Raw genomic sequence first — 25067 nt, forward strand, 5'->3', positions numbered from 1 at the left:
ACAGAGACCGATGACACCTCGACCGAAAGTAGATGCAGCTTTGACCAAAGGCACCACTCCTAAGGACGCGCGCATGACGCCTGCGGACCTGATTGCCATTGTCCTAAGCCTGCTGTGGCTTGGCGTTGCGGGCTACGTGTTTTTGCGCGCGCCTGCCTCTGAGCCCGCTGACCAGCGTGTCGACAGCTTGCGGTTTATCATGACGTTGCTTGCGATCTTTTTGCCGGTCGCGATGATTTGGGTTGCAGCACTTGCTGTACGCTCTAGCCGGATCGTCCGCGAAGAGTCGCGCAGGCTACAAGCGGCGATTGATGCGATGCGCCAAACCTATGTAGCCGATCGTCAGGCAGGTGTGACCACGTTGCAGCCAACGGTCGAACGCAAGCTAAACGAGATCGCAAAGGCGACACAAAAGACCGAGAGCGCACTGGCGACATTTGCATCGTCCCGCGACAAGGTCACAGTCAGTTTGGAACCAACAGCCAGCGACACTTCGGCAGAGGATACCGAACAGACCAGCCTTGCGTTGGGGACCAGTGCAGAAGACATTTCAGCCCCGATCACAACACCGGATTTGATCCGAGCGCTGAATTTCCCCGATACGGCAGATGACGAAGTCGGGTTCGCCGCACTTCGCCTTGCTCTTAAGGATCGCAATGCATCGCAGCTGATCCAAGCCAGCCAAGACATTCTGACGTTGCTGTCGCAAGACGGCATCTACATGGATGATCTGCGCCCTGATCGTGCGCGCGCTGAGATATGGCGTAGGTTTGCACGTGGCGAACGGGGCCGTGTTGTCGCCGCGTTGGGCGGCGTTCGCGACCGCTCGAGCCTCGCTTTGACAGCTGGCCGGATGCGTGAAGATGCGATTTTTCGTGACGCTGGGCACCATTTCCTGCGTCGGTTCGACCAAATGCTGGTGCGTTTCGAAGAAACCGCATCGGACGAAGAAATTGGTGCGCTGTCTGAGACCCGCACAGCCCGCGCGTTTATGTTGCTGGGCCGTGTCACCGGCACGTTCGACTAGACTGGTTTGACCATCGTCGTCGCGACGTTGAAGCCAAAGATATAGCGCAGCGGTCCTATCGACGTTTGCCCAACCTCTTTGAACCCGTATCGTTCGTACAAAGCATGCGCGCGCGGATTGGTATCAATGACGTCCAACCTGACCGAAGGGTAGTTCCGCGTGCGGGCTTCGTTGCAAATCGCGTCAAGCAAGGCGGTCCCGACACCCTGCCCCCGTGCATCTGACGACACGAAAATCCCGTCCATCAAGAACCGCGTGTTATCCACGTCCCGCTCGAGCATTGAGACAGCCACAGACCGCCAGATCGCGCCGAACATCCCATAGCTCGCCCGCATGTCTGAAAACTCGCCCCCGACCAAGGCGCCTTGGAATGTTTTGAAGCCGACGACGCCTAACAATTGACCAGCCTCGTTTCGGGCAACGATTGCATGGCTTGGATCAAGAACAGAGGTGATGAAGCGGTGTGCCTTGGCCTCGGGGCCCATGACGCTGATCAATTTGCCCGAGAAGGCCTGCCAATAGAGCCGTGCAACGGTATCCGCCTCGTCCTCTGTGAACCCGAGGCTGCAATGGATCACAGGCCAAAGCTCTCGTAGGGAATGTAGCGGACCAGATCCCCCGCGGCGACGCTATGGGCGTGATCCCCCAGTTCGACCAGTCCTTCGGCCCAGCTCAGGCCAAAAACCCGCCCTGACCCTTCTGACCCGAACACTTCAACTTGTCCGTTTCGGATACGCGCCCGAAGGTATTCGCGGCGCCCTGCTTTTTTGGACTTGGAAAATGCGGCAGGCACATCAAAACCCTGCGGCATGGCCCATGCGCCACCCGCAAGCTTGGCCAATGACGGTTTTGCAAAGATCAACGTACAGACCAGCGCAGCCACAGGGTTGCCAGGCAGGCCGACAACAGGTGTTTCGTTCCACATTGCCAACGCCAATGGGCGACCGGGTTTGACTGCAATACGCCAAGTGGTCATTGCTGCCTTTTGCGTCAACAGCGCCGAGACATGATCTTCATCGCCAGCAGAGGCACCACCAGACGTCAAAATAGCATCGGCCTGTTCCGCACCCTGATCAAAGGCCCGCTCTAACGCATCAGCATCATCTGGTTGGCGGCCAAGGTCGACAACGTCATAGCCCCACGCGTTCAAAACGGCGCGCAGCATCGGACGATTTGCATCATTGATTTGGCCGTCTTTGGGCGTCGTACCTGCCTCGACCAGCTCATCGCCAGTTGACAGGATAGCGACACGCAAACGGCGATGAACCTGCACCTCTGACACTCCGGTGATTGAGAGCAAGGCAATGTCCGCTGCGGTCAGCTTGCGCCCCTTGGGCAGAATTACGTCGCCCTCGGCCACGTCTTCACCTGCACGGCGGGCGTTCGCACCGGGTTTCAGGCCCGTTGAGAACGACACGCTGTCCGCGGTCAGTGTGACATCCTCTTGGAGCACAACAGTATCGACACCGTCCGGCAATTTAGCACCTGTCAGAATGCGAATGGCAGAACCAGCGGGAACCGCATCATCATAGGGGACACCAGCCGCAGAACGTCCGTCAACCAGCGCGAGCGTCACAGTATCGGGCCCTAGTGCGCCACGATCAAAACCGTACCCATCAACGGCCGCGTTGGCGGCTGGCGGGTTCGATCGCCGCGCCGTGACATCACGGGTTAAAATCCGCCCCACAGCGTCGGCAATCGTGATCGTTTCAACCTCGGTCACAGATGCCAATCGACTGTTCAACAGATCAAGCGTTTCGTCCACGGGCGTCCAATGCGTGCCTGCGGGCAATGCGAAACAGTCATTCGCAAGAGGCTTGGCCACTGGCGGCACACCCAAAATCCAGCCCTCTGAATCGGGTGGCATATCCATCAAAGTTGCCAACTCCGCGGCAGGCATCTGGCTAAACTTGCGCGCAAGATAGGACATCTGATGCGCGTCTTTGATGCCGTTTTCTGGCGTTGTCGCTGCAATGTCATCCGCGAAGAGCGACGGCCAAATTTCAGCAAAGACAATTGGGTTGTCCAGCTTTTGAAACGGCCAAACTGACACCGCATGAGATTTGCGCAATCGCGACAGAACAGGCAGCCCCATGATGATCTGACTACCAACCGCACCGTTATAAAAGAGCTGCCACGCGCTAAACGTCCCGCGGGCCTGTTGCTCGACACGTCTAAATTCGGGAAACGGTTGTTGAGTACGATCAGATTTTTTGGCCGTGAGGTGTGGATAGTCTGCGTCGTTGGGCAGGCCCCAAAATGGGCCGGTCTCGCCAAACTGGGCGTTGAGATCGTTTGCAATGTCACAGCGATTATTGGCGTCGGGCGTATCTTTCACGCGCTCTTCGAACCAATCCCAAACGGCAAGCGGATCGTCTGATCCTGTCAAATGCTCGGCAAACCCAATTGGATAAGCAAAGGCAAAGTCGAACCCGACGAGCGTCCGGCGACTGTCCTGTGCTTCGACCTTCAAAAGGTTGTCGATCCACTCTTCGAAAACCATGCGATTGCGAAAATACATCGGCTCCGCTGTCTGGCCATCGCGTGCAACCGCAGCCCAAATCGCGTCTTTGGTGGGGGCAGCGCCTGTATCATTGCCACCCGACCAATCCACCATGACAACGGTATCGAATGTCATAGCCCCACCTGTGAAAGGATAAAGTCAGCAATGGCCGCCGTATCATTTAGGTCGAACTGCGCAAGTATCGTTTCGATGGGTACGTCCGATGCCACAGCGGCAACATGGCTGTCCGTCGCATGAATAAGGGGGTGATCATTCTCAGCGCGGATCGCTTCGATCTTGGGATGCGGATCGTTCTTGTACCCTTCGATCAGCACCAGATCGACGGGTGCCAGTTCGGCCAATAAGCTATCGAGAACCGGTTCGGCATCCTCCCGAAGCTCGGTCATCAGCGCCCAACGTTTTGATGACGCGAGCAGCACTTGGGACGCGCCGGCAAAACGGTGGCGGTGACTGTCTTTGCCCGGTTGGTCTACGTCGAAATGATGATGCGCATGTTTAATCGTCGAGACGCTCAAACCGCGTCCGGTGATTTCGGTGACCAGTCGCTCCATGAGCCCGGTCTTGCCCGCATTTTTGTATCCGACCACGCCAAAGATTTTCATAAAGCAGCCTTGGCACGGGCCAGATCTTGGGGCGTGTTAATGTTAAAGAATGGATCCAGATCGCCAGCAGGGAACAACGCTGTCGTGCTGGGATGTGCGTCCGTCCAAGCGACAACTTTGCGCAAGCCGCCCGTCAGAGCCGCGCGCAGGTCATCGCGCAATGCTGTAGGCCACAGACCAAAGGTCGGATGCCTGCCATCGGATGTTTCTGCCAACACAATCTCGGCAGCGTCGAGGTCTGCCGCAAGTTGAAGCTGTGGCACGAGATCACAAGGAAAGAACGGCGAATCAGCCGCCGCCGTGACGATCGTGTCCACGCCCTGTGATGCGGCCCAATCAAGCCCGGCCAAAACACCAGCCAGCGGGCCAGCGAACCCATCAATGCTGTCCGCGAGCACTGGCAAATTGAAGTCGTCAAATCGGGCCGGATCGCCGTTTGCATTCAAGGCGAGCCCAGCCACCTGCGGCTCAAGCCGATCAATCACATGAGACAACAGCGGACGGCCCACGAGAGGGATCAACCCTTTGTCACCGCCGCCCATGCGCCGCGCCAATCCGCCAGCCAGAATAACGCCAAGGGGTTGCCTCATGACGACGCTCCATGCGCTGCGGCCCACCATTCGCGGATTTCGGCCTCGGCTTGATCTATGTCGTCAAACGCTGTGGCAGGAACCGGGATCACAATTGCCGAAATCAAAAATCCGACCGTGTTCTTTGATCGTGTCACTGCCTCAACATCGGCCCATCCGGTGGTCCACGTGCTATGCTCTGTCGTCAAAACAAGCCCTGAGGCATCGATTGTCAACGCACTGCTTTGACCGAAACTGGACCGAGCCGAAAAGACCGCCATTTTGGAATAGATCGCATAGCCGAGCAGCAGAAAAGCAAGAGCAAATGGCATAACCGTCAGAGCAAGCCAGCTTTGAAAAGGGTCACCGACACCGAGAGCAAAAAGGATCGCAAAGATCGTCATCATGCCGCCGATCGGCGCAAAGAAATACTGCACCATGCTGGAGAGATGGGGCAAAGCGCGCGCAAAACCTGTGAAGATGAGCTGACCGCCTTTTGCCATACCTTCTTTGATAATCTTGGGGTCACCGCCATAGGTCAGATTGTACTGGGTCATGTGCGCGCCCCTTTTCGCGATGACTTTTTGGGTTCTGACGGCACTGTACTGGGGTCTACATCGCGAACCAGCCGGTCCGCACCCGACAAGCAAACGAAACGCTGCCCACGCATCCGCCCAATCAAGGTCAGTCCAACCCGTTGCGCGATCTCGACGCCCCACGCGGTAAACCCAGACCGTGACGCCAAAACAGGAATGCCCATCATCGCAGTCTTGATCACCATTTCAGACGTCAAACGCCCCGTCGTATAGAGCGTTTTGTCACCTGCTGACGCCCCTGTGGACAGCATCCAGCCTGCGATTTTATCAACGGCGTTGTGGCGACCAACGTCCTCCATATAAACCAGCGGTTGATCCGCCTGACACAGAACGGTGCCGTGGATCGCACCGGCTGTCAGATAGAGGCTGGGCATTTGGTTGATTTGATGAGCAAGCGCATAGAGATCCGAGGTGCGCACTTGGGTCTGCGGCAGAGCAACCTGATCAATCCCTTCCATCATATCGCCAAAGACGGTGCCAACGGCACAGCCGCTGGTGCGGGTTTTCTTGCTCAGCTTGTCCTCGTAAGTGGTCTGGCTCGCGGTGCGAACGACAACCGTTTCCAGCTCTTCGTCATAATCGATGCCGGTCACGTCTTCGCCATCTGACAACATGCCTTGGTTGCGCAAAAACCCAAGCGCGAGATATTCGGGATAATCACCAATCGTCATGGCCGTGACAATTTCTTGGCCATTCAGATAGATCGTCAACGGACGTTCTTCGACCACAGCCAGATCGATCCGCTCCCCATTGTGATCCACCCCTGAGACATGACGCGTCAGTCCAGCGCGAGCGAGGTCAGGTGCGATCAACATTTTTGACGTATCTACAGGTGGCATTTGAACCCTCGGGGCAGCTAGGCTAGGCAGGTTAAGAGCTACACTAGGACGACATGATGACATCCTCCACCGCGAAATCGGACTTTTGGCGCGGCTTTGGCGACGGGATGCCGTTTGTTCTAGGGGCCGGACCCTTTGGCCTGTTGTTTGCGGTACTTGCGACTGAGGCTGGGTTGGATGTCTATCAAGTCATCGTGATGAGCCTGCTTGTAATCGCGGGTGCCGCTCAGTTTGCGGCCCTATCACAGATGCAAGACGCCGCACCGGTCGCAATGGTTTTGATGGCAGGATTGGCGGTCAACATGCGCATGGCGATGTATTCCGCCGCGCTGACGCCGCACCTCAAGGACGCTCCTTTTTGGCATCGTGCATGGGCGGCTTATATTCTCGTCGATAACAGCTATGCGGTTGGAATCGTCGAGTTCGAGGAAAATCCAGACACCACATGGCAGACCAAAATCCAATACTATCTTGGATGCGCCCTGCCGGTTTGGATTGTCTGGTATATCGCGACCTTTGTTGGTGCATTCGTCGGTCAGGCAATCCCGGCCAGTATCCCTATCGATTTTGCCGTGGCTTTGACGTTCTTGGCGCTTGTCGGGCCGATGCTTCGGACTTTGCCACATGTTGCGGCTGCCTTTGTTTCCGCAGCAGGGACGCTGATGCTGTGGACCTTGCCTTATAACTCGGGCCTGATGGTCGCCGCGATCTTGGCCATGATCGTCGGCGTTCAGGTTGAAAACTGGGTGGCGCGACGAACATGATTTATACCAATACGCAAATCTGGACGATCATCATCCTGCTCGGGATCGGTACGTATTTGATCAGGACCTCTTTCTTGCTGATCTGGGGGAACAGGCCCCTTCCCGCATGGGTGATCCAGCACCTGCGCTATACGGCCGTTGCCATTCTACCGGGCCTTGTCGCACCCTTGGTCCTATGGCCCGCAGCGACGGGCGGTGAACCTGATCTTGCCAGAGGAATAGCTGCGATCGTGACCTTTGCGCTGGCTTACAAAACACGCAACGTCGTCATCGCCGTTTTAGGCGGTGCGGTGACATTGGGCGTCATGCTAGCACTGGTCGACTAGCCGTTTTGGATCTTATCCAAGACCCCAACATTGTTGTCAGAGTCGTTGTCAAAAATCTCTCGGGCACGAACATTCGGGATGCGCGCAAAGTCTTCCATCAAACCACCCGGGAACCACGAAACACCGATGCTTTCAAAACCAGGCAGTTGCGCCAGAATTGTTGAAATCGAACGTGTGCAATTTGCCTTGGCGACAGGTCCGTTGGTCATCACCATCTGCAGAGCTTGTTCAGCAACTGCGGCAGACACATCAACCTCTTGCACAACGATATAGTACGTCTCGCGGGCATGGTAATCTGTGTAGTAATCGACGATCCGCGGACGCGCACCGATCACAACGTCGTTGCGTTCTGGGATGGTCGGGTGTGCAAAGGTCCCAGCAGGATCAAAAATTACACGCTGCGATCCATTTACCATCAGACCACTATGGGCACCGTTGTTGGACCCAACGTTCAGCACAGTGAACAGCGTCAAACGGGGTGGACCATTATGGCGGTAGATATTGCGCTGGACCAATTCGTCAGGGGCCCAGACAGCCTCAGAGGCACAAGAGGCCAGAGCCATCGGCGCGGCCATCATAAAGAAACGTCTTTTCATAGCGGCCCCCATGACAATTTTTAAGTACCGATCAGTGCCAGAAAGACGAGGATCGCAACAATGATCACAACGGACCAAGTGGTGAATTTGATGAAACCGTCAAAGGTCTTTTCTTGAACCTTAGTGTCCATTTCGCCGTGTTTGTGGTCAGACATATCTGCCTCCAGTTTATAGGTTTGCGGCGTCTTAGCTGATTCAGATCAGCCTGTCACGTCACACTGACGGATCCGCGGCGTCTTCTAGGTCTTCGGCCAACCGGAATCCGATCCGATTAGGCACCTCTTGGTCAATATTTTTGGGCAATGCACGAAGCATGACATTCAGTTGGCTGACATGTTGGATCAACTGGGTTTTTGCCCCCTCACCGTCTGTGCCATAAAAGGTCACGATGTCTGGGTCATAGAACCCCATACCTTCGATCCGAACAACGCCTGCATTACCACCGGTAAACCCCATGGCGATCTCATGTTCATTATCCAGCTGTTTTTCAAAGTTCTGGATGTAGATTATCAGTCTTTCATAGGCCCACTGGGCCGGCGACTTCTTTGAAACAGGTTGCTTGAGCTTGTCGGGAACAGACTGTGATGTTTGGGCTGTCTGGTCGTCTGCATGCACGTCATGAACACGCGGGATCGCGTCCGCTTCGAGCGCTTCTGCAGACGTGGCGATGGGGTCGGACATGGCGGGCCTCTTTGAACTAGCGGTTTGCGCCAAGCTGCGCCCAAGTGATCCGAATGGCAAGCCGATTGCGGCGTTTAGGCGCGGCTGGTTTGCCAGAGCCATGCACCATCCGGCGACATTTCGCGGGTCACCTGACCAAGGTGCATCAAATGATTTAGATGTGCGACGGCCTCGACCAACGCCAATCCATATTCACTGTCACCAATCCTTCGCTTGAACAGTGGCGGGAAACATCCAGCGGCCGTTTGCGGGGTCTCAAGGTGTTTCAGCAACCGTTTGAGCGCACCATGGTGGTTGTCGATCAATTGACACATGCGTGTAGGCATACCCGTAAACGGCAATTTGTGACCGCCAAGCACGAGGTGATCAGGCCGCGCGAGCTCCGCAAATCGTTCACATGCTTCGAGCCATTCCGCCAAAGGGTCTGCCATTGGTTCGGTCGCGTAGACCCCGATGTTTGGGCTGATAGATGGCAGGATTTGATCACCAGCAATGACCAAATTATCGTCACGACTGAAAAACACGGCATGCTCGGGGGAATGCCCGTTGCCAATATGAACATCCCATGACCGCCCGCCCATCTCGATCACGTCATCCTGTTGAATCCGCTGAAACCCAACAGGCATCGGGTGGACAACATCGGCAAAATTAAAGGGGCGTTCTTCACGGCGTTTGGCCAAGATCGCCGGATCCATGCCAGACTGCTGCCAGAACGCCAGCGTCTCAGGCGTCGGTCGATCCTGAGCATCCAGCATCAGCATGCGGGAAAACAGCCAAGTCGTGCGGGTCGCCCATAGTGTCGCGCCCATTGATTGAAACCACCCTGCCAATCCGATGTGATCGGGATGATGGTGGGTTCCAATAATTCGGCTGACAGGCTTGCCGCCCAATGGTCCATCCAACAGACGCTGCCAGATCGCGCGGGTCCGGCCGCTGTCAAAACCAGTGTCAATGACAGTCCAGCAATCGCCTTCGTCCAAGGCGTAGACGTTCACATGATCCAGCGCCATTGGTAGAGGCAGGCGCATCCACAAGACACCATCGGCGACTTCGATTGCAGAACCTGTGTCAGGCGGCGTGTCCCAAGGATAATTTAGGCCTTTGCGGGTGGTTTCTGTCACGCCACCAGTTCTTCGTTCGTGAATTCCATAATGGCGTCTGCTCCGTCTCGTGCCTGTGCGAGATAGGATACATGCTCGGGCAACAAACGGCGAATATAAAACTCGGCCATTTTCACACGCGTGGCATCACCCTGCATCGCAGCCGTCAGGTGAATATGCGCCCCCATGACGCGAGCAAATCCCATCAAATAGGACACCGCGCCCGAAAATCTGTCGTTCATATCCGTCTGCGAAACCAACCATTCTGTCGTCTCACGGAGTGTTTCGGCCGCAGACCAAACCTGTTCAGCCAACACTGGGAACGTGGCTTTGGCCGTTTCAGCAGCTTGCTCGATTTCATCAAGCAGACGCATCGCAGCCTCGCCACCATCCATCATTTTGCGGGCGACCAGATCCATCGCTTGGATACCATTGGTACCCTCGTAGATCGCGGTGACGCGCACATCGCGTGAATACTGCGCCGCGCCCGTTTCTTCGATAAAGCCCATGCCGCCGTGCACCTGAATACCTTGGTGCGACACGTCCATGCCGACTTCTGTGCCAAAGGCCTTGGCAATCGGGGTCAAAAACGCAGCGCGGTCGCGCCATTCAACATCACCTGTCGCCTGTTCCATATCGATCGCCACGGCACAGGACAATGCGATGCCACGTGCCGCAAAAATATCGGTCTTCATCGACGCCAGCATCCGGCGCACATCAGCATGTTCAATGATTGTGCCAGCACCTGATGCTTTGCCCTGTTTGCGGTCCATCGCATAGGTCACTGCGTGCTGATACGCGCCTTCGGCCACACCGACACCCTGAACCCCAACACCGAGACGGGCGTTGTTCATCATTGTGAACATCGCTGCTAGTCCGGCATGTTCCTCACCGATCAGCCAGCCCACTGCGTTGTCATATTCCATTACGGCGGTCGGCGAGCCGTGCAGACCCATTTTGTGCTCTAGACTGACCACACGAAGAGAGTTCGCGACACCCGGCGCACCATTTTCATCGGGGATGCGCTTGGGCACCATAAACAGGCTGATCCCTTTAACCCCATCCACCGCATCCGGAAGACGCGCCAAAACAAGGTGGCAGACGTTTTCCGTAAAATCATTGTCTGCCCAGCTGATATAAATCTTTTGGCCACTGATCTTGAATGTGCCGTCGCCGTTCGGTTCAGCCTTGGACCGGAGAGCACCAACGTCCGAGCCCGCCTGTGGTTCGGTCAGGTTCATTGTCCCGCACCATTCGCCAGAAATCAGCTTGGGCAGATACAGCTCTTTGATTGCGTCACTGGCATGATGCTCCAGTGCTTCGATCTGGCCTTGGGTCATCAACGGGTTCAGCTGCAACGACAAACAGGCCGAGGCCATCATTTCGTTGACAGCTGTGGTCAATGTCATCGGCAGGGCCATGCCGCCGAACTCCGGATCAGCAGAGATGCCGATCCAGCCACCTTCAGCAATGGCCGCGTATCCGTCAGAAAAGCCAGGCGATGTGCGTACAATACCGTTTTCCAACACTGCGGGATGCAGGTCACCGTTGCGGTTCAACGGGGCCAAAACATCGTCACATAGCTTGCCGGCTTCGGTCAGAATCGCATCTGCCATATCGGTCGTCGCCTCAGAGAAGCGATCCGTTGCCGCAACAGCCGGAAAACCAACAACGTGATCCATCAAAAACCGGTAGTCCTGAACGGGTGCACGATACGGCATAGTATTCTCCTTGGTCGGGTGCGGGCAGCCAAAACTTGGCAAGCGCCAACGCGGACGGTATGGGGTTGAAACCATTGGTAGGACACCGTTCCTACCGCCCGCAACTTGGACGCCGCGTCATAACATGCAACCTAAGAAAACCGAACGCCTTGACGTAACAGAACTCAGTATCTCCCGGGCTGCTGCGTTGTTGCAAGCGGGGGGTTTGGTCGCACTGCCAACGGAAACCGTTTACGGTTTGGGTGCAGACGCTCGCAATGGTACGGCCTGCGCGGGCATTTACGAGGCCAAAGGACGACCCAGCTTTAACCCTTTGATTGTTCATGTCGCGGATGTTTCGCACGCACGGCATTTTGCGGTCTTTTCGGATGTGGCGGAAGTTCTAGCCGCCACATTTTGGCCCGGTCCATTGACGCTGGTTCTGCCGCTACGACCAGATGCAGTTATCGCCTCGCTGGTGACTGCGGGATTGCACACAGTGGCGATCCGCGTGCCGCGCCACCCTGTTACACGCGATTTATTGGCAGCCTTTGGTGGGCCAATTGCAGCGCCCTCAGCCAATCCATCAGGACGGATCAGTGCGACAACGCCCGACCATGTGATTGATGGCTTAGACGGTCGTATCGACGCGGTTATAGAGGCAGGCGCGTCATCTGTCGGTGTCGAATCTACGATCATCTCTTGCGTGGATACGCCAATGTTGTTGCGCCAAGGCGGTCTGCCCGTCTCTGAAATTGAAGCCGTTTTAGATCGGCCGATCGGGTTCGACACTAGCCCCGCGACACTCGCTGCACCAGGTCAGCTTGCATCGCACTACGCTCCAAAAGGACGCGTGCGATTGAACGCGAACCACGCGATCGGCGACGAAATACTTCTGGGCTTTGGGGATGTCACAGGCGATCTCACGCTCTCAGAAACCGGTGATTTGGTTGAAGCCGCACGTGTGCTGTTTCGGCGGCTGCACGAACTGGACGCCATGGGAGCGACAGCAATCGCAGTGGCGCCAATCCCTGAACACGGCTTAGGTGCTGCAATCAACGATAGGCTGCGCCGCGCGGCGGCCCCTCGCCCCTAGCTAGGCCCGCCCCGCCGAGGCTGACAGCATAATCGGGTCAATTCCGATTTGTTTGAGAACATCGATCCATTTGGTTTCATCAGCCCCGTCAAACACAAGATCGGGAACCGCTGGCGCCAACAACCACCCGTTCGCAGCCATTTCATCCTCGATCTGACCAGGACCCCAGCCAGCATAACCCAAAGCCACCATTGCACGTGAAGGACCTGTGCCGTTTGCGATGCTTTCTAGGATATCCACAGTTCCCGTCATCGAGAAATGATCGTCCACCATCAAGGTCGAGCCTTCGGACTGATAGTCCGTGCTATGCAACACAAACCCGCGCGCCATTTCGACCGGCCCACCAAAATGCACGATGTGCCGCGCACCTGCTGAATTTTCGATCTCAAGCCGCTCGAGCATGTCACCTAAGCTGACCGATGGCGCAGGTTTGTTGATCATCAACCCCATCGCGCCCTGTTCGGAATGTGCGCAAAGATAAACGACCGAATGGTCAAAGCGGGGGTCGCCCATCCCCGGCATCGCAATCAAAAGCTGACCTGTCAGATCATGTTCCATTTCGTTAGGATGTGATGCATCGGCAGCGCGTGCAAGCGGGTTATGACATGGTTCTCGCTGGAACGTGACTTTCCCTTCGGCTCGTAGTGCATAGATTGCCCTTATGAACAAAGCGATTCTCTTGTCCTGCGCAGCAGCCTGCGCCACCGCCACATCTGTGATGGCGACACCTTTTGATGATCCGGTACATCTGGATGTGATCGAAGGATGGCGGGCAAGTGATGGCACCCATATGGCCGCGATCCGGCTCACGCTTGATCCAGGCTGGAAGACCTACTGGCGCGCACCGGGTGACGCGGGTATCCCGCCATCCTTTGAATGGAATGGGTCGCAAAACCTGCACGGCGTGCAATTTCACTGGCCCATGCCCGAAGTTTTCCATGACAATGGGATGCGGTCGATTGGCTATTCAGAACAGGTCGTCATTCCTGTTCAGGTCACACCCCAGACAACTGGGGCTGATGTCCGCGTCTCTGGTCAGATCCATATCGGTGTTTGCGACGAAATCTGCATGCCGATGTCTTTGGATTTTGATGCTGTTTTGCCACCCACGGGCGCGCGCGATGGCACAATCACAGCCGCCCTCTTGGATCGGCCTATGACCAGCCGCGAGGGCAATGTTGGCGCCGTCACCTGTCGTTTTGATCCGTTGGACGACGGCCTGCACCTGACTGCTACGATTGAAATGCCATCTACCGGTCGGGACGAAGAAGCCGTGATCGAAGTTGGCGACCCCAAAATTTGGGTATCCGAGCCGCAAACAAGCCGGTCTGGCAATATGCTGACGGCAACCAGCGTACTGATTAACGTAGATCAGGCAGCCTTTGCTGTGGATCGTTCAAACGTTCGGATTAGCGTATTTGGTGGCAATCAAATGGTCGACATCCGCGGCTGTACGGGCGGCTAAGTTACGCCACGCTGCGTTTGTTGACGTGACGCGCATTCAGCGCAGCGCCGATCACAAACATCACAAACAACACGATTGCAAAGATCCCTAGGAACGTCCCGATAGCCGCTGTGATACCACCCGCAGCGATCGGCAGCTGCGCGGCTACAAACGGCAATGCTGTGCCCAAGATTGCATGCGGCAAAACCAACACAGCAAAGAGTGCAGCGCCAATACCTGTTGCGACCACACTAACCCAACCCGCATGACCCGCCCGAGCAGGTCGCCCGAGTGCACGTTTCGCGGCTGCAATCTGGCGTTGGACGTCCATCTGCATAGCCATCAATGCCGGCACCACTAGCAGAACAAGGATCATTCCAAAGCCCAAGCCATAAACCAGAGTAATCACCGTCGGCTTGAGGAACTGCGCCTGCGAGGACCGTTCGTACAACAGAGGCGCTAGACCCAAAACTGTTGTCAAAGTCGTCAACATCACCGGCCGCAGTCGGTCCGCCGCCCCATCAATGATCGCAGGCACAATGCCGCGTTCTTCGGCATATTCGTCAATGGTCGTGACCAAGACGATTGAATCGTTGATCACGATCCCTGTCATCCCGATCAACCCCACAACGGTAAACATGCTAAGCGGCACGTCCCAAAGAGCGTGACCATAGATCGTCCCGACCAGCCCAAATGGAATAATCGCCATAACGACAAGCGGTCGTGTCCAGCTGCTGAAAATCCACGCCAGTGTCAGGAAAATCCCTGTCAGGCAAAAGATCAGCCCCATACGTGCATCATTCAAAAACGCATCTGACTGCTCGCTTAGCCCAGACAAGTTTGTTGTCACGCCGTGAAGGCTTTCGAGTTCGGGCAGTATCTCTTCTTCGATGGCTTGCATCACGGCCTCGGCGCGGGCCGGATCATCCTCGGACAAATCACCTGTCACAGAAATCAGCTGAAGACCGTTTTCGCGGCGCACCGTCGAAAACCCCGTTCTGCGATCCACAGACACAATATCTGCAAGCGGGACATAAATCCCTATATCAGTGCGCATTTGCGTGCGGTCCAAAAAGTCCGAGGTCAACTCGCCCGCAGGCAGCTCCACTCGGATCGTTGCCGACCGTGGGCCGTCTGGATAGGTCGCAGCCTCGATCCCATTCAACCGGTTCCGCAAGACACGCCCCAACTGATCAATGGTAAAGCCCAGCGCCTGACCCTGAGGCGTTAGATCAAGGATCAGTTCCTCTTTGTCATAGGCCAAACTGTCTTCGAGGGCCGAAACCTCGGAAAACTGCGAAAGGTTGGTTTTGAGCGTTTCTGCCGCTTCTTTCAAAGTTGTGGCGTCCGCACCGTAAATCTGGACATCCAGCGCATCACCCCCTGGGCCACCCCGCCAACTGCGAAAGCTGATCGTCTCGACCAAAGGGTGCCTTTGCACGGCGTCTTGTAGCTCGCCAACAAAGGCAAACGACGAATAGGGTCGCAGGTCCGCATCAATCAGCTCGATCGAAATACCGCCCAACAGGTCATTATCTTTGCCGTCGATTCCAGCAAGGCCACGACCCGAGTTACCGCCAATTTGTGCCATCACAAAATCAAGAGGATTGCGCCCGTGGCGTTCGGCATACTCTTCACCCAACGCTTCGGTCGCACGTTGGAATTCACGCATCATGTCCAGCGTATCTTCGCGTGTCGCTCCAGGCGCCATTGCAAAGTTACCCGTTACAGAGCCTTGCTCGGGCGAGTTAAAGAACCGCCACTGCACATCGCCCCGAACAAAGAGTGCGGCTTGGGACGACAAGACCAAGATCACACCTGCAAGCACTGGGTAGCGTGCCCAAATGACCCCCGCCATGAACGGACGGAACAAGCGGTCACGCACCCATTCAAAACCGATGTTCACCTTGCGTGATGGCCAATCGTACCAGTGTTCTTTGGCGGAATGGGCAATCGCGTGGCTCATGTGGTTTGGCAAAATAAGAAAGCACTCGATCAACGAGGCGATCAGCACGACGATAACCGTGAACGGAATGTCGGCGATCAAATCTCCAAACCGGCCTCCGATCGCAACCAAGCCAAAGAAGGCGATGATTGTCGTCAGTGTCGCTGAGAACACTGGGGTGAACATGCGGCGCGCGGCGTTTTCTGCTGCCTGCACCGGTGTCTCGCCTAGGTTCTTCACCCTGAAATCAGCGTGTTCCCCCACAACAATAGCATCGTCCACAACAATCCCGAGTGTGATGATCAAAGCAAACAGAGAGATCATGTTGATTGTCAGCCCTGCCACATACATCAACGCAATCGCACTGAGCATTGCGACAGGAATACCTGCGGCGACCCAAAACGCCGTTCTCGCATTCAAGAACAAGAAAAGCAGCGTCACCACAAGGGCGAGCCCCACCAGACCGTTGTCCAGCAAAAGGTTCAAACGGCCCGTGATATACTCGGCTCGTGCGCGGATCAGATCAATTTCGACCCCATCTGGCAGTGTCGCCTGCATTTCATCCGCGACCTGTTGGACAACCGCCTGAATATCGATCGCATCCCCTTGATCGGAACGGTCCACGCGCAAAGTCATTGCAGGGTTATCATCGACAAAATAGGCGTCTACGCGGTCGATGCCCTGTTGATCAATCTGCGCCAAATCACCAATCGTCAGCGCCGATCCATCATCATTGATCCGCAATACAATGCTGGAGATTTCATCGGCGGTGCGTTTTTCGACACCCGTTCGAACGCGCTGTGCACCCGATACATCACCCGCGGGGTCAGCGTCCGCTTCGGCGGCGATTGCATCAGCAATCTGCGCCATAGTGACATCATGTTGGATCAACGAAAGAGACGGTACTTCGATCAGGGTTGATGGGGCTGCAACACCGCGAATAGTTGTACGCGTGACACCCGCAGCAAAGAGCCGTGTGGTCAGTTCGTCGACAAAGCGGCCCAGTTGTTCAACAGCAACCGGACCGGTGATGACCACGTCCGTAACACGGTCGCGCCAGACACCGCGACGCACTTGAGGGTCTTCGGCATCAACCGGCAGTGTGCGAATGGCTTCGACCGCCTTTTCAATGTCGGCCGCGCCACGATCCACGTCCCAGCCCGGTTCGAAATCCAATGAAATCGACCCGCTGCCTTCGCGCGAAACGGCAGAGGAGCTTTCGACCCCGTCTACAGACAATAGGGCCGGCTCAAGAATTTGAACGATGGCCGCATCAACATCTTCGGCCCCAGCCCCATCCCAAGCAACGCTCACGGTGACCGTGTCGACAACGACGTCTGGGAAAAACTGGGCCCGCATTTTGGGAAAGGCCGCCAGTCCTGCGGCAAGCATGACAACCAACAACAGGTTGGCCGCAGTGCGGTGTCGGACAAAGTAGGACAAAATTCCTGAGGGTGATCGCATCGTCTTGGCCATTCGTTAGCTCCCCATACGGGATTCAATGCGTTCGATCATTTGAGCGGGCACCTCATCCTGTTCCAGTTGGGAAATCACCCGCGCTTTGGCCTCGGCCGGCATACGGTTGTTACCTTCGACAAAGGCAATCAGTTTCTCGCGACGCTGCGAGGTAAGTTCGACCATCGCAGGCGCGTCAGGAATTGTAGCGTCCTCGGCGCCCAGCGCCCTGACCTTGATCCCAGCCCCAAGAAGCGGTGAGCGTTCGCTAACAACCATGCGCGCCCTGAGGCCGCGACCTTGGACAATCACATCATCACCCTGACGGCGCAGCAATGTGACCTCTATCTCTTCGAGCCGTTCATCATCTTTGACCGCTAGAACAGTGCCGTCTGCACCCAATGCAGTCGCTGGTAGCTGGGCGACACGTTGTAGTGCCGGCTCGTCGATCAAAACGGAAACAAAATCACCGGCGCGAAAACCCGCCGTGGTCGACAAAGTTGCAAATAACAAACGTCCTGTTTGACCATCACCAACCTCGGCGCTTTCGCGATCAATGCGGCCCGATGTAATCAAGTCGATGCCACCAACGTTCAGCACTATTTGCAGCGGCGACGACACGAGAGTGCCCGCATCATTCAGCAGCCGCGTGTATTGTTCTGTCGAGATACGGAATGCCGCCTCAAGCTCGCTTGGGTCAATCAATCTACCCAGCACCTCGTTCGCGCCAACTCGGCCGCCTTGGACAATGGAAACGCCGCTTAGGATACCGTCAAATTCGGCTTGGATTTCGGTATTTTCCAAATCGCGAGTGGCTTCGGTCAGGCTGATCGCGACTCGGGCCAGTTGGGTCCGGGCCTGATCAATACGGGTCTCAGCCTGTGCAATCGCACTGCGACGAGCCAGCACCGTTTGCCGCGCGGACGATGCCGCGAGCTCTGCGGTCTCAACGGCAGTCGCTGTGCCCACGCCACGCGCTTGCAAATCTTGTTGCCGTTCGAATGCATTTTCACGCAGCCGCGCCTGATCTTCAGCAGATTCCAATTCATCTTGGGACAAAACAAGCGTGCGCTCTGCATCGCGCAAATCTGCCTCGGCTTCGAGCTGATCGGCGCGCACACGAGCCAAGGCTGTTTCTGCATCCACGGGATCAATCCGAAGCAAAAGGTCACCCTCAGAAACTGCGCCGCCATCCTCGACGCCCGCACCAACCTCGACGACAGTGCCGCCAACGGCACTGCGCAATTCGAGGCTGCGTCGACTTTGCACTTGGCCAAAGACCGTCATGCGAGGCACAACTTCGGTTGGCTCGTAGGTAATGACATTCACGGCAAAGACCCGTTCACGCTGTGGGCGATCACGTTGCTCTTGGGACATACGGTCTTGGACCGCGCCACGGATCATATTTCCGGCGAGTGCAAGCAAACTCAGCGTCGCGAACAACAGAAATACACCGAAAATACTACGTTTTAGAAATCTCATTGAGCCGTCCTTTGGATCCCAACCTAGCTATTGAGCTCAACCTAGTTCCGGAAATCGATCCGACCACACCTTGAACGCGTCAACTTACTATTTCCGTCGCTGTTTTTCAGTCAAACGCGGAAAAATCTCAACAAAGTTACAGGGTTTGTGCCGATAATCGAGTTGGTGCACCAAAATACCGTCCCAAGCGTCGCGGCAAGCACCCGGTGATCCGGGCAATGCAAACAAATAGGTTCCATGAGCCACGCCGCCCGTCGCGCGACTTTGAACTGCTGATGTTCCGATCTTTGCCATCGAGACATGGGTAAAGACTGTGCCAAACGCATCAATCTCTTTTTCATAGACGTCGCGGTGAGCCTCGACAGTCACATCGCGCCCCGTCAGCCCAGTGCCCCCCGTCGAAATCACGACATCAATCAAGGGGTCAGCGCACCATGTTCTCAGCTGATCCGCGATTTCGGACCGCTCGTCAGGTAGAATGGCACGCGCGGCAAGCGAATGACCCGCATCAAACAACCGGTCGACCAGCGTTTGGCCCGACTTATCTTGGTCCAAGCTACGGCTATCGGACACTGTCAGCACAGCAATCCGTACAGCTATAAATTCACGCTCAACGCTCATTCAGTTTTGCCTTTACCATCAACAGATCATGCCATGCCTCACGCTTGGCCGCTGGTGTCCGCAATAAAAACTCGGGGTTAAACATGGGCAGAACGGGGCGATTGAACCCTGTTAGCCATTGCCCTCTGAGACGTGTAATCCCGTTGCGCCCCAGCGCGGCCTGACACGAAACGTTGCCCATCAAGATGACAATTTTGGGGTCGACCAATTCGACCAACCGCTCGAGGAACGGCATTGTCATAGCCAGTTCGGTCGCATTCGGGTCCCGATTGGGGGGCCGCCAGGGCATGACGCTTGCTACAAACACACCGGTCTCGGGGTCAGTCGCGTTGCGATCACGCCCAATCGCGGCGAGCATCCGGTCAAGCAATTGTCCCGCAGCACCAACGAAAGCACGGCCCTCGCGGTCTTCGTCACGGTTGGGCGGCTCGCCAATTATCATAACAGGGGCAGATGCCGCACCGACCCCAAGAAGCGTCGAGCGCGCACCACGTTTGAGCTCGCAATGCTCAAATGCGTTCACCGTCTCGGTCAGGGTTTCAATCGATGTAGCGTTCTGCGCTGCCAAACGCGCAGCGTTCACTGCCTCGTTGGCCAACGCCACAGGGTCCGGCGCGGCCGCGGCAGGCGGTGGCGTGGCCTTTGCCTTGGGCAGTTCTACGGGCTGTGTCTCGACCTTGGGGGCCGCTGCGGGGATCTCATAGCGGTTCACGGGCGCATCTAGTGTCGCCTCATCCACGCCCAGCTCGACCTGCCAGCCAAGCATCGCAACATGATCCCAAAAGTTCTCTGCAGAGTCCATGCCGCAAACCTAAGTCGTCCACGCACAGAGGTAAATCCCTGCAATGGCTTGCCTCAATCGGCAGTCGTTTCTATAAGCCCAAGAGTTTTGCGAGGGAGACGGCATGACGATACGAGGCAGGCATCTGTTGGGGATCGAACATCTTGGACCCGATGAAATCAATTCCATCCTTGATCTGGCCGATGACTACGCGCGGCTAAATCGCAGCAGATCCAAGCGCAGCACCGCGCTTGCCAGTCTGACGCAGATCAATATGTTTTTTGAAAACTCGACACGCACCCAAGCCTCGTTCGAGATTGCTGGCAAGCGACTGGGTGCCGATGTGATGAACATGTCGATGCAGGCCTCATCCATCAAAAAGGGTGAGACGCTGGTCGACACGGCTCTCACGCTGAATGCGATGCACCCTGATTTGCTGATCGTGCGCCATCCGCATTCCGGTGCGGTTGATCTGCTGGCCCAAAAAGTGAATTGCGCCGTGCTGAATGCCGGTGACGGTAAACACGAACACCCTACACAGGCCTTGCTGGATGCATTGACCATTCGCCGCGCCAAAGGGCGACTGCACCGGCTGAACATCGCGATCTGCGGCGATATTTCCCACAGCCGTGTCGCACGGTCGAACATCATGCTGCTCGGCAAGATGGAGAACCGCATTCGCCTGATTGGCCCACCGACTTTGATGCCATCGCAAATCTCTGAATTCGGCGTCGAAGTGTACGACGACATGAACGAGGGGCTGAAAGACGTCGATGTTGTGATGATGTTGCGCCTTCAAAAGGAACGCATGGACGGCGGGTTTATCCCATCCGAGCGCGAGTTCTATCACCGCTACGGGCTAGATGCTGAAAAACTGGCATTGGCCAAGGATGATGCGATCGTCATGCACCCCGGCCCGATGAACCGCGGCGTCGAAATTGATGGCACGCTTGCCGATGACATCAACCGGAGTGTGATCCAAGAACAGGTCGAAATGGGCGTTGCCGTGCGTATGGCCGCGATGGATCTGCTGGCACGCAACCTAAAGAACAGCCGCGCCGAGACCGGAGTGATGGTATGAAGATGACGGTCCCCGCCTCAGAGCACGGTGTGATCCGTCTCTTCGCGATCGACCTAGAGCCAGCCGAGGTGCTCGCGTTCCAAGACCCTGTCTATGATGATGCCGACGACGTGGTTTGGCCGCTCAAGACTGCGCTTGGCGCAAAACTCCTAGATCAGGACTTCGTCGAAGTTTTCGATGTCGCAGATCTAGGGGAGCTGGGCCTAAGCGGGTACCTGACCCAAGGGGTCGGCATTGCCCAAACCGAAGTAGACGCACACCATTTGGCGCTAGCTGCTGCCAAGGGCCATCTTTTGCTCGTCACGTCGGCCGCGTTTGGTGGCTTTGAGAGCGCGCTAACGATCCAAGCACCACTGCGCCATATCGCGACGCTGAACGAGGAACGCGAACCAGTCAAGTTCGAGACTCTGCCTGATGGGGGGGCAAAGGGTGCTATAACAATTGATGCAAAACCGCCAAAATCTGATGCACGTATTGGCGGTATGATTGCAACCTACGCTCTGATTGCGATGTTTGCGTTGGTGGGACTGATGGTTTGGGTGAGCGGATGACCAAGAAGCTACTAACCAATGCACGGTTGATTGATCCTGAGAACGGAACGGACAGCCTTGGGGCGATCTTGATCGCGGATGGCATGATCGAAGCGGTTTATGATGTCGCCGTTCCTGATGTCTCAGGTCCCGAAGTTGTGGACTGCCGAGGAAAATGCCTAGCCCCCGGCATCGTCGATATCGGTGTCAAAGTGTCCGAACCGGGCGAGCGTCACAAAGAGAGTTTCAAATCGGCAGGTCTTGCCGCAGCAACAGGTGGGGTCACAACAATTGTCACCCGACCAGACACGCTGCCTGCGATCGACACGCCCGAAGTGCTCGAGTTTGTCCGACGCCGCGCCAACGAGGCAACAGACGTGCGCATCATCCCAATGGCGGCGCTGACCAAAGGTCGCGATGGCGGCGAGATGACCGAAATTGGTTTCTTGCAAGATGCAGGTGCGATCGCATTTACCGATTGCGACCGCGTTGTCGAAAACACCAAAGTGTTCTCACGCGCATTGACCTACGCACGTTCGTTGGACGCGCTGGTGATTGGCCACGTCCAAGAACCGATCCTATCCAAAGATGCCGCTGTGACGAGCGGCAAATTCGCGTCCTTGCGCGGCCTGCCTTCTGTTTCTTCTATGGCAGAGCGTATTGGGCTGGACCGAGATATCGCGTTGGTCGAAATGACCGGAGCGAAATATCACGTCGATCAGATCACGACGGCCCGCGCGCTACCTGCGTTGAAACGTGCCAAGGCAAACGGATTGGATATCACCGCTGGAATTTCCATCCACCACCTGACGCTGAACGAACTTGATGTCGCAGACTACCGGACGTTCTTTAAGGTCAAACCACCCTTGCGGTCCGAAGATGACCGGATCGCAATGGTTGAGGCGATTGCGGACGGTACGCTGGACATCATTTCCTCGATGCACACGCCCCAAGATGAAGAGAGCAAGCGACTTCCCTTTGAGCAAGCCGCCAGCGGGGCGGTTGCTCTGGAAACTTTGTTGCCTGCCGCTCTCAGACTGGTTCACTCTGAACAGGTCGATCTGCCGACCTTGTTCCGCGCGCTTTCCTTGAACCCGTCAAAACGGCTAGGTCTCGACACTGGACGTCTAACAGCTGACGCGCCTGCCGATTTGATCCTGTTTGACGACGGCGCCCCGTTTGTCATGGACCGCACCACGCTGAAATCGAAATCCAAGAACACACCCTTTGATGGCCAACGGATGCAGGGCAAGGTTCTTGGGACATGGGTCGCTGGCACCCGCATCTATGAAAGATAACAAATGCCCCTGATTGAACATAGCTTTGGTATTTTGGCGCTCTGGTCGGTGATCGGCTACCTTCTGGGATCTATCCCATCGGGTGTCATCATTGCGCGGCTGATGGGGTTGGGCAACCTGCGAGACATCGGTTCGGGCAATATCGGCGCCACGAATGTTCTGCGCACCGGTAACAAAGCCGCCGCTCTGCTCACCCTGCTATTTGACGCAGGCAAAGGGGTCTTTGCGGTTTTGTTGGGGCGAATTCTGGTTGGCGAAGATGCGGCGCAATTGGCGGGCCTCTTTGCGATGATCGGCCATTGCTACCCTGTCTGGCTGCGGTTCAAAGGCGGCAAAGGTGTTGCCACTTTCCTCGGAATTTTCCTGACGCTGTCATTTCCCGTTGGTCTGGCCTGCTGTGCCGCATGGTTGGTGACTGCAGCCGTGTTCCGCTATTCGTCGCTGGCCGCGCTGGTTGCGGTCGGGATGTCGCCGGTTTGGATGTTGTTATTGGGCGCGCCAAGCATGCTGCTGCTTGGCCTCGCCTTTACGATTTTGATCTATGCACGGCATTGGGGCAACATCACGCGGCTGCGCATTGGAGCAGAAACCAAGATCGGCAAGAAATCGAGCTAACTAGTAGCTGTAGTCGCCGTAGATACGGGACAGATCACCGTTCCAATCGCTGTGATATCTGTCCAACAACTCATCCGCTGGCACCTTGCCACTTTCCAAACTGTCTTTGAGAGCATTTAGAAAATGGGTCTCATCCGGCACCATACCACCTGCACCGGGTCGCGCCCGCGCAGCCAGTCCGTGGTCGGCAATCTTAACTACCTCGCGCGCCAGATCATGCATCTTGATGCCCCTAACCTCGGCCTGTAGTCCGCCGATCGAAGCCTGAACGCGCAGCTCTTCTCTGGTTTCGGCATCCCAATCCTTGACCAAGTCCCACGCTGCATCGAGCGCTGATTGGTCATAGGTCAGCCCAACCCAAAACGCAGGCAATGCGCAAAGTCTGCGCCACGGGCCACCATCGGCCCCCCGCATTTCGATAAACTGTTTGATCCGTGCCTCAGGGAAAATGGTCGTCAGATGGTCCGCCCAATCCGACAACAGCGGCTTTTGCCCCGGCAACGCAGGAAGCTCGCCCTTGAGGAAGTCGCGGAACGACATGCCCAGCGCATCAATGTATTCGCCATCGCGATAGACAAAGTACATCGGCACATCGAGCGCATATTGCACCCAAGCCTCGAACCCGAACCCTTCATCAAAGACAAACGGCAGCATGCCCGTGCGGTCATCATCCAGATGTCGCCAGACGCGGCTGCGCCAGCTCTTGTGATCGTTTACTTTGCCCTCGAAAAACGGCGAATTCGCAAAGAGCGCAGTGGCCACCGGTTGCAACGCCAGAGCGACGCGCAGCTTTTTCACCATGTCGGCTTCGGATCCGAAATCGAGGTTCACCTGAACCGTGCAGGTCCTGCGCATCATGGTCGTGCCAGCGGTGCCGACCTTGTCCATGTACTGGTCCATCAGCTTGTAACGGCCTTTGGGCATCAGGGGCATTTCGTCGTGCGACCACTCGGGTGCTGCACCAAGACCGATAAAACCAACGCCGATTTTGTCAGCGATCGATTTCACCTCGGCCAGATGCGAGTTCACCTCGTCGCATGTCTCGTGAATGGTTTCCAAAGGCGCACCAGACAATTCTAGTGCTCCACCTGGTTCAAGACTAACGTTCGCGCCGTCTTTGGTCAGGCCAATGAGGTGGCCGCCTTCGGTGACGGGCGCCCAGCCATAGGTGTCACGCAGACCGCTCAAGACGGCTTCGATCGACCGTTCGCCAGCATAGGGCAACGGTTTCAGCGTGTCCTTACAATACCCGAATTTCTCGTGCTCGGTGCCAATGCGCCAATCCGACTTGGGCTTGCACCCATCTGCCATGAGTTGCGACAGTTGATCGTGATGTTCAATCGGCCCGCCGCCGGTTTGAGGGATAGACATTGGGGTGGGCTCCGTTGCTGATAC

The 25067-nt window shown here is 56.3% G+C and carries 26 protein-coding genes; 9 read left to right on the top strand and 17 right to left on the bottom strand.

The annotated features are described in order from the left end of the window. Positions 1-10 precede the first annotated feature (10 nt). Positions 11-1027: a hypothetical protein gene (locus tag TR2A62_RS10225; RefSeq protein ID WP_040820585.1), complete on the top strand. Its 1017-nt coding sequence runs from the start codon at positions 11-13 to the stop codon at positions 1025-1027. On the opposite strand, the gene TR2A62_RS10230 is transcribed toward TR2A62_RS10225, so the two are convergent. From TR2A62_RS10230 to fdhD, 6 genes are read right to left on the bottom strand one after another with little or no spacing between them, the layout of a single operon-like run. Then, positions 1024-1605, bottom strand: coding sequence for a GNAT family N-acetyltransferase (locus TR2A62_RS10230; protein WP_009160294.1), 582 nt, complete (start codon positions 1603-1605; stop codon positions 1024-1026). The two genes, TR2A62_RS10225 and TR2A62_RS10230, sit on opposite strands and share 4 nt — an antisense overlap. After that, positions 1602-3665, bottom strand: a complete 2064-nt coding sequence (gene glp, locus TR2A62_RS10235; protein ID WP_009157569.1) for a gephyrin-like molybdotransferase Glp — start codon at positions 3663-3665, stop codon at positions 1602-1604. Before glp ends, TR2A62_RS10230 begins: the two co-directional genes overlap by 4 nt. Beyond that, the gene (gene mobB / locus TR2A62_RS10240) at positions 3662-4153 is read right to left on the bottom strand and encodes a molybdopterin-guanine dinucleotide biosynthesis protein B (RefSeq protein ID WP_009158609.1); all 492 of its coding nucleotides are present in this window, start codon (positions 4151-4153) and stop codon (positions 3662-3664) included. The genes glp and mobB overlap by 4 nt, the downstream gene beginning before the upstream one ends. Continuing rightward, positions 4150-4743, bottom strand: a complete 594-nt coding sequence (mobA, locus tag TR2A62_RS10245; RefSeq protein WP_009159174.1) for a molybdenum cofactor guanylyltransferase MobA — start codon at positions 4741-4743, stop codon at positions 4150-4152. The genes mobB and mobA overlap by 4 nt, the downstream gene beginning before the upstream one ends. After that, positions 4740-5279 carry a YcxB family protein gene (locus tag TR2A62_RS10250; RefSeq protein WP_009159135.1) on the bottom strand — a complete coding sequence of 180 codons (540 nt, stop codon included), beginning with the start codon at positions 5277-5279 and terminating at the stop codon, positions 4740-4742. The genes mobA and TR2A62_RS10250 overlap by 4 nt, the downstream gene beginning before the upstream one ends. Then, complete coding sequence (gene fdhD, locus TR2A62_RS10255; RefSeq protein WP_009159432.1) at positions 5276-6157, bottom strand: formate dehydrogenase accessory sulfurtransferase FdhD; 882 nt, start codon at positions 6155-6157, stop codon at positions 5276-5278. The genes TR2A62_RS10250 and fdhD overlap by 4 nt, the downstream gene beginning before the upstream one ends. 56 nt (positions 6158-6213) lie before the next feature. On the opposite strand from fdhD, the gene TR2A62_RS10260 reads away from it, so the two are divergent. Next, a complete protein-coding gene (locus tag TR2A62_RS10260; RefSeq protein WP_040820588.1) occupies positions 6214-6921 on the top strand; it encodes an AzlC family ABC transporter permease in 708 nt (235 codons plus the stop codon). Continuing rightward, positions 6918-7247, top strand: coding sequence for an AzlD domain-containing protein (locus TR2A62_RS10265; protein WP_009157826.1), 330 nt, complete (start codon positions 6918-6920; stop codon positions 7245-7247). The genes TR2A62_RS10260 and TR2A62_RS10265 overlap by 4 nt, the downstream gene beginning before the upstream one ends. Here TR2A62_RS10265 and TR2A62_RS10270 read toward each other — a convergent pair. From TR2A62_RS10270 to TR2A62_RS10290, 5 genes are all read right to left on the bottom strand, one after another. Then, positions 7244-7843, bottom strand: a complete 600-nt coding sequence (locus tag TR2A62_RS10270; RefSeq protein ID WP_009159040.1) for a hypothetical protein — start codon at positions 7841-7843, stop codon at positions 7244-7246. The genes TR2A62_RS10265 and TR2A62_RS10270 overlap by 4 nt on opposite strands. 20 nt (positions 7844-7863) lie before the next feature. Beyond that, positions 7864-7998 (bottom strand): aa3-type cytochrome c oxidase subunit IV, encoded by a 135-nt coding sequence (locus TR2A62_RS10275; RefSeq protein WP_009160277.1) that lies wholly within the window; start codon positions 7996-7998, stop codon positions 7864-7866. A gap of 58 nt (positions 7999-8056) precedes the next feature. After that, positions 8057-8524 carry a DUF6173 family protein gene (locus TR2A62_RS10280; RefSeq protein WP_040820591.1) on the bottom strand — a complete coding sequence of 156 codons (468 nt, stop codon included), beginning with the start codon at positions 8522-8524 and terminating at the stop codon, positions 8057-8059. A 74-nt stretch (positions 8525-8598) separates the two neighbouring features. Further along, positions 8599-9645, bottom strand: a complete 1047-nt coding sequence (locus tag TR2A62_RS10285) for an MBL fold metallo-hydrolase (protein WP_009157894.1) — start codon at positions 9643-9645, stop codon at positions 8599-8601. Further along, complete coding sequence (locus TR2A62_RS10290; RefSeq protein WP_009160577.1) at positions 9642-11345, bottom strand: acyl-CoA dehydrogenase; 1704 nt, start codon at positions 11343-11345, stop codon at positions 9642-9644. The genes TR2A62_RS10285 and TR2A62_RS10290 overlap by 4 nt, the downstream gene beginning before the upstream one ends. A gap of 124 nt (positions 11346-11469) precedes the next feature. Here TR2A62_RS10290 and TR2A62_RS10295 point away from each other — a divergent pair, with 124 nt between their 5' ends. Next, positions 11470-12420 carry an L-threonylcarbamoyladenylate synthase gene (locus tag TR2A62_RS10295; protein ID WP_050761074.1) on the top strand — a complete coding sequence of 317 codons (951 nt, stop codon included), beginning with the start codon at positions 11470-11472 and terminating at the stop codon, positions 12418-12420. Here TR2A62_RS10295 and TR2A62_RS10300 read toward each other — a convergent pair whose 3' ends face one another. Further along, positions 12421-12978 carry a YqgE/AlgH family protein gene (locus TR2A62_RS10300; RefSeq protein WP_009158971.1) on the bottom strand — a complete coding sequence of 186 codons (558 nt, stop codon included), beginning with the start codon at positions 12976-12978 and terminating at the stop codon, positions 12421-12423. Positions 12979-13081: 103 nt separating this feature from the next. Between TR2A62_RS10300 and TR2A62_RS10305 the strand changes: the two genes are divergently transcribed. Then, positions 13082-13885: a protein-disulfide reductase DsbD domain-containing protein gene (locus TR2A62_RS10305; RefSeq protein WP_009160132.1), complete on the top strand. Its 804-nt coding sequence runs from the start codon at positions 13082-13084 to the stop codon at positions 13883-13885. 1 nt (position 13886) lies between these two features. Here the strand turns inward: TR2A62_RS10305 and TR2A62_RS10310 are convergent, their stop codons facing one another. From TR2A62_RS10310 to TR2A62_RS10325, 4 genes are all read right to left on the bottom strand, one after another. After that, positions 13887-17285 (bottom strand): efflux RND transporter permease subunit, encoded by a 3399-nt coding sequence (locus TR2A62_RS10310; RefSeq protein ID WP_009157704.1) that lies wholly within the window; start codon positions 17283-17285, stop codon positions 13887-13889. A gap of 3 nt (positions 17286-17288) precedes the next feature. Then, the gene (locus TR2A62_RS10315) at positions 17289-18746 is read right to left on the bottom strand and encodes an efflux RND transporter periplasmic adaptor subunit (protein WP_009160136.1); all 1458 of its coding nucleotides are present in this window, start codon (positions 18744-18746) and stop codon (positions 17289-17291) included. A gap of 87 nt (positions 18747-18833) precedes the next feature. Continuing rightward, positions 18834-19367, bottom strand: a complete 534-nt coding sequence (gene moaB, locus TR2A62_RS10320) for a molybdenum cofactor biosynthesis protein B (protein WP_009157699.1) — start codon at positions 19365-19367, stop codon at positions 18834-18836. Continuing rightward, positions 19357-20169: a uracil-DNA glycosylase gene (locus TR2A62_RS10325; protein ID WP_009158515.1), complete on the bottom strand. Its 813-nt coding sequence runs from the start codon at positions 20167-20169 to the stop codon at positions 19357-19359. The genes moaB and TR2A62_RS10325 overlap by 11 nt, the downstream gene beginning before the upstream one ends. A 103-nt stretch (positions 20170-20272) precedes the next feature. Here TR2A62_RS10325 and TR2A62_RS10330 point away from each other — a divergent pair, with 103 nt between their 5' ends. The 4 genes from TR2A62_RS10330 to plsY are packed head-to-tail and all read left to right on the top strand — an operon-like array spanning position 20273 to position 23672. After that, on the top strand, positions 20273-21229 hold the full coding sequence (locus TR2A62_RS10330) for an aspartate carbamoyltransferase catalytic subunit (RefSeq protein WP_009159793.1): 957 nt from the start codon (positions 20273-20275) through the stop codon (positions 21227-21229). Beyond that, positions 21226-21780, top strand: a complete 555-nt coding sequence (locus TR2A62_RS10335) for a hypothetical protein (protein WP_009160645.1) — start codon at positions 21226-21228, stop codon at positions 21778-21780. Before TR2A62_RS10330 ends, TR2A62_RS10335 begins: the two co-directional genes overlap by 4 nt. Next, positions 21777-23057 (top strand): dihydroorotase, encoded by a 1281-nt coding sequence (gene pyrC / locus TR2A62_RS10345; RefSeq protein ID WP_040820593.1) that lies wholly within the window; start codon positions 21777-21779, stop codon positions 23055-23057. The genes TR2A62_RS10335 and pyrC overlap by 4 nt, the downstream gene beginning before the upstream one ends. A 3-nt stretch (positions 23058-23060) precedes the next feature. Then, positions 23061-23672 carry a glycerol-3-phosphate 1-O-acyltransferase PlsY gene (plsY, locus tag TR2A62_RS10350; protein ID WP_009159235.1) on the top strand — a complete coding sequence of 204 codons (612 nt, stop codon included), beginning with the start codon at positions 23061-23063 and terminating at the stop codon, positions 23670-23672. On the opposite strand, the gene TR2A62_RS10355 is transcribed toward plsY, so the two are convergent. Next, positions 23673-25043, bottom strand: a complete 1371-nt coding sequence (locus TR2A62_RS10355) for a glutamate--cysteine ligase (RefSeq protein WP_009160051.1) — start codon at positions 25041-25043, stop codon at positions 23673-23675. Between the last annotated feature and the right edge of the window lie 24 nt (positions 25044-25067).

It is taken from the genome of Thalassobium sp. R2A62, assembly GCF_000161835.1.
Classification (GTDB): Bacteria; Pseudomonadota; Alphaproteobacteria; order Rhodobacterales; family Rhodobacteraceae; genus Thalassobium.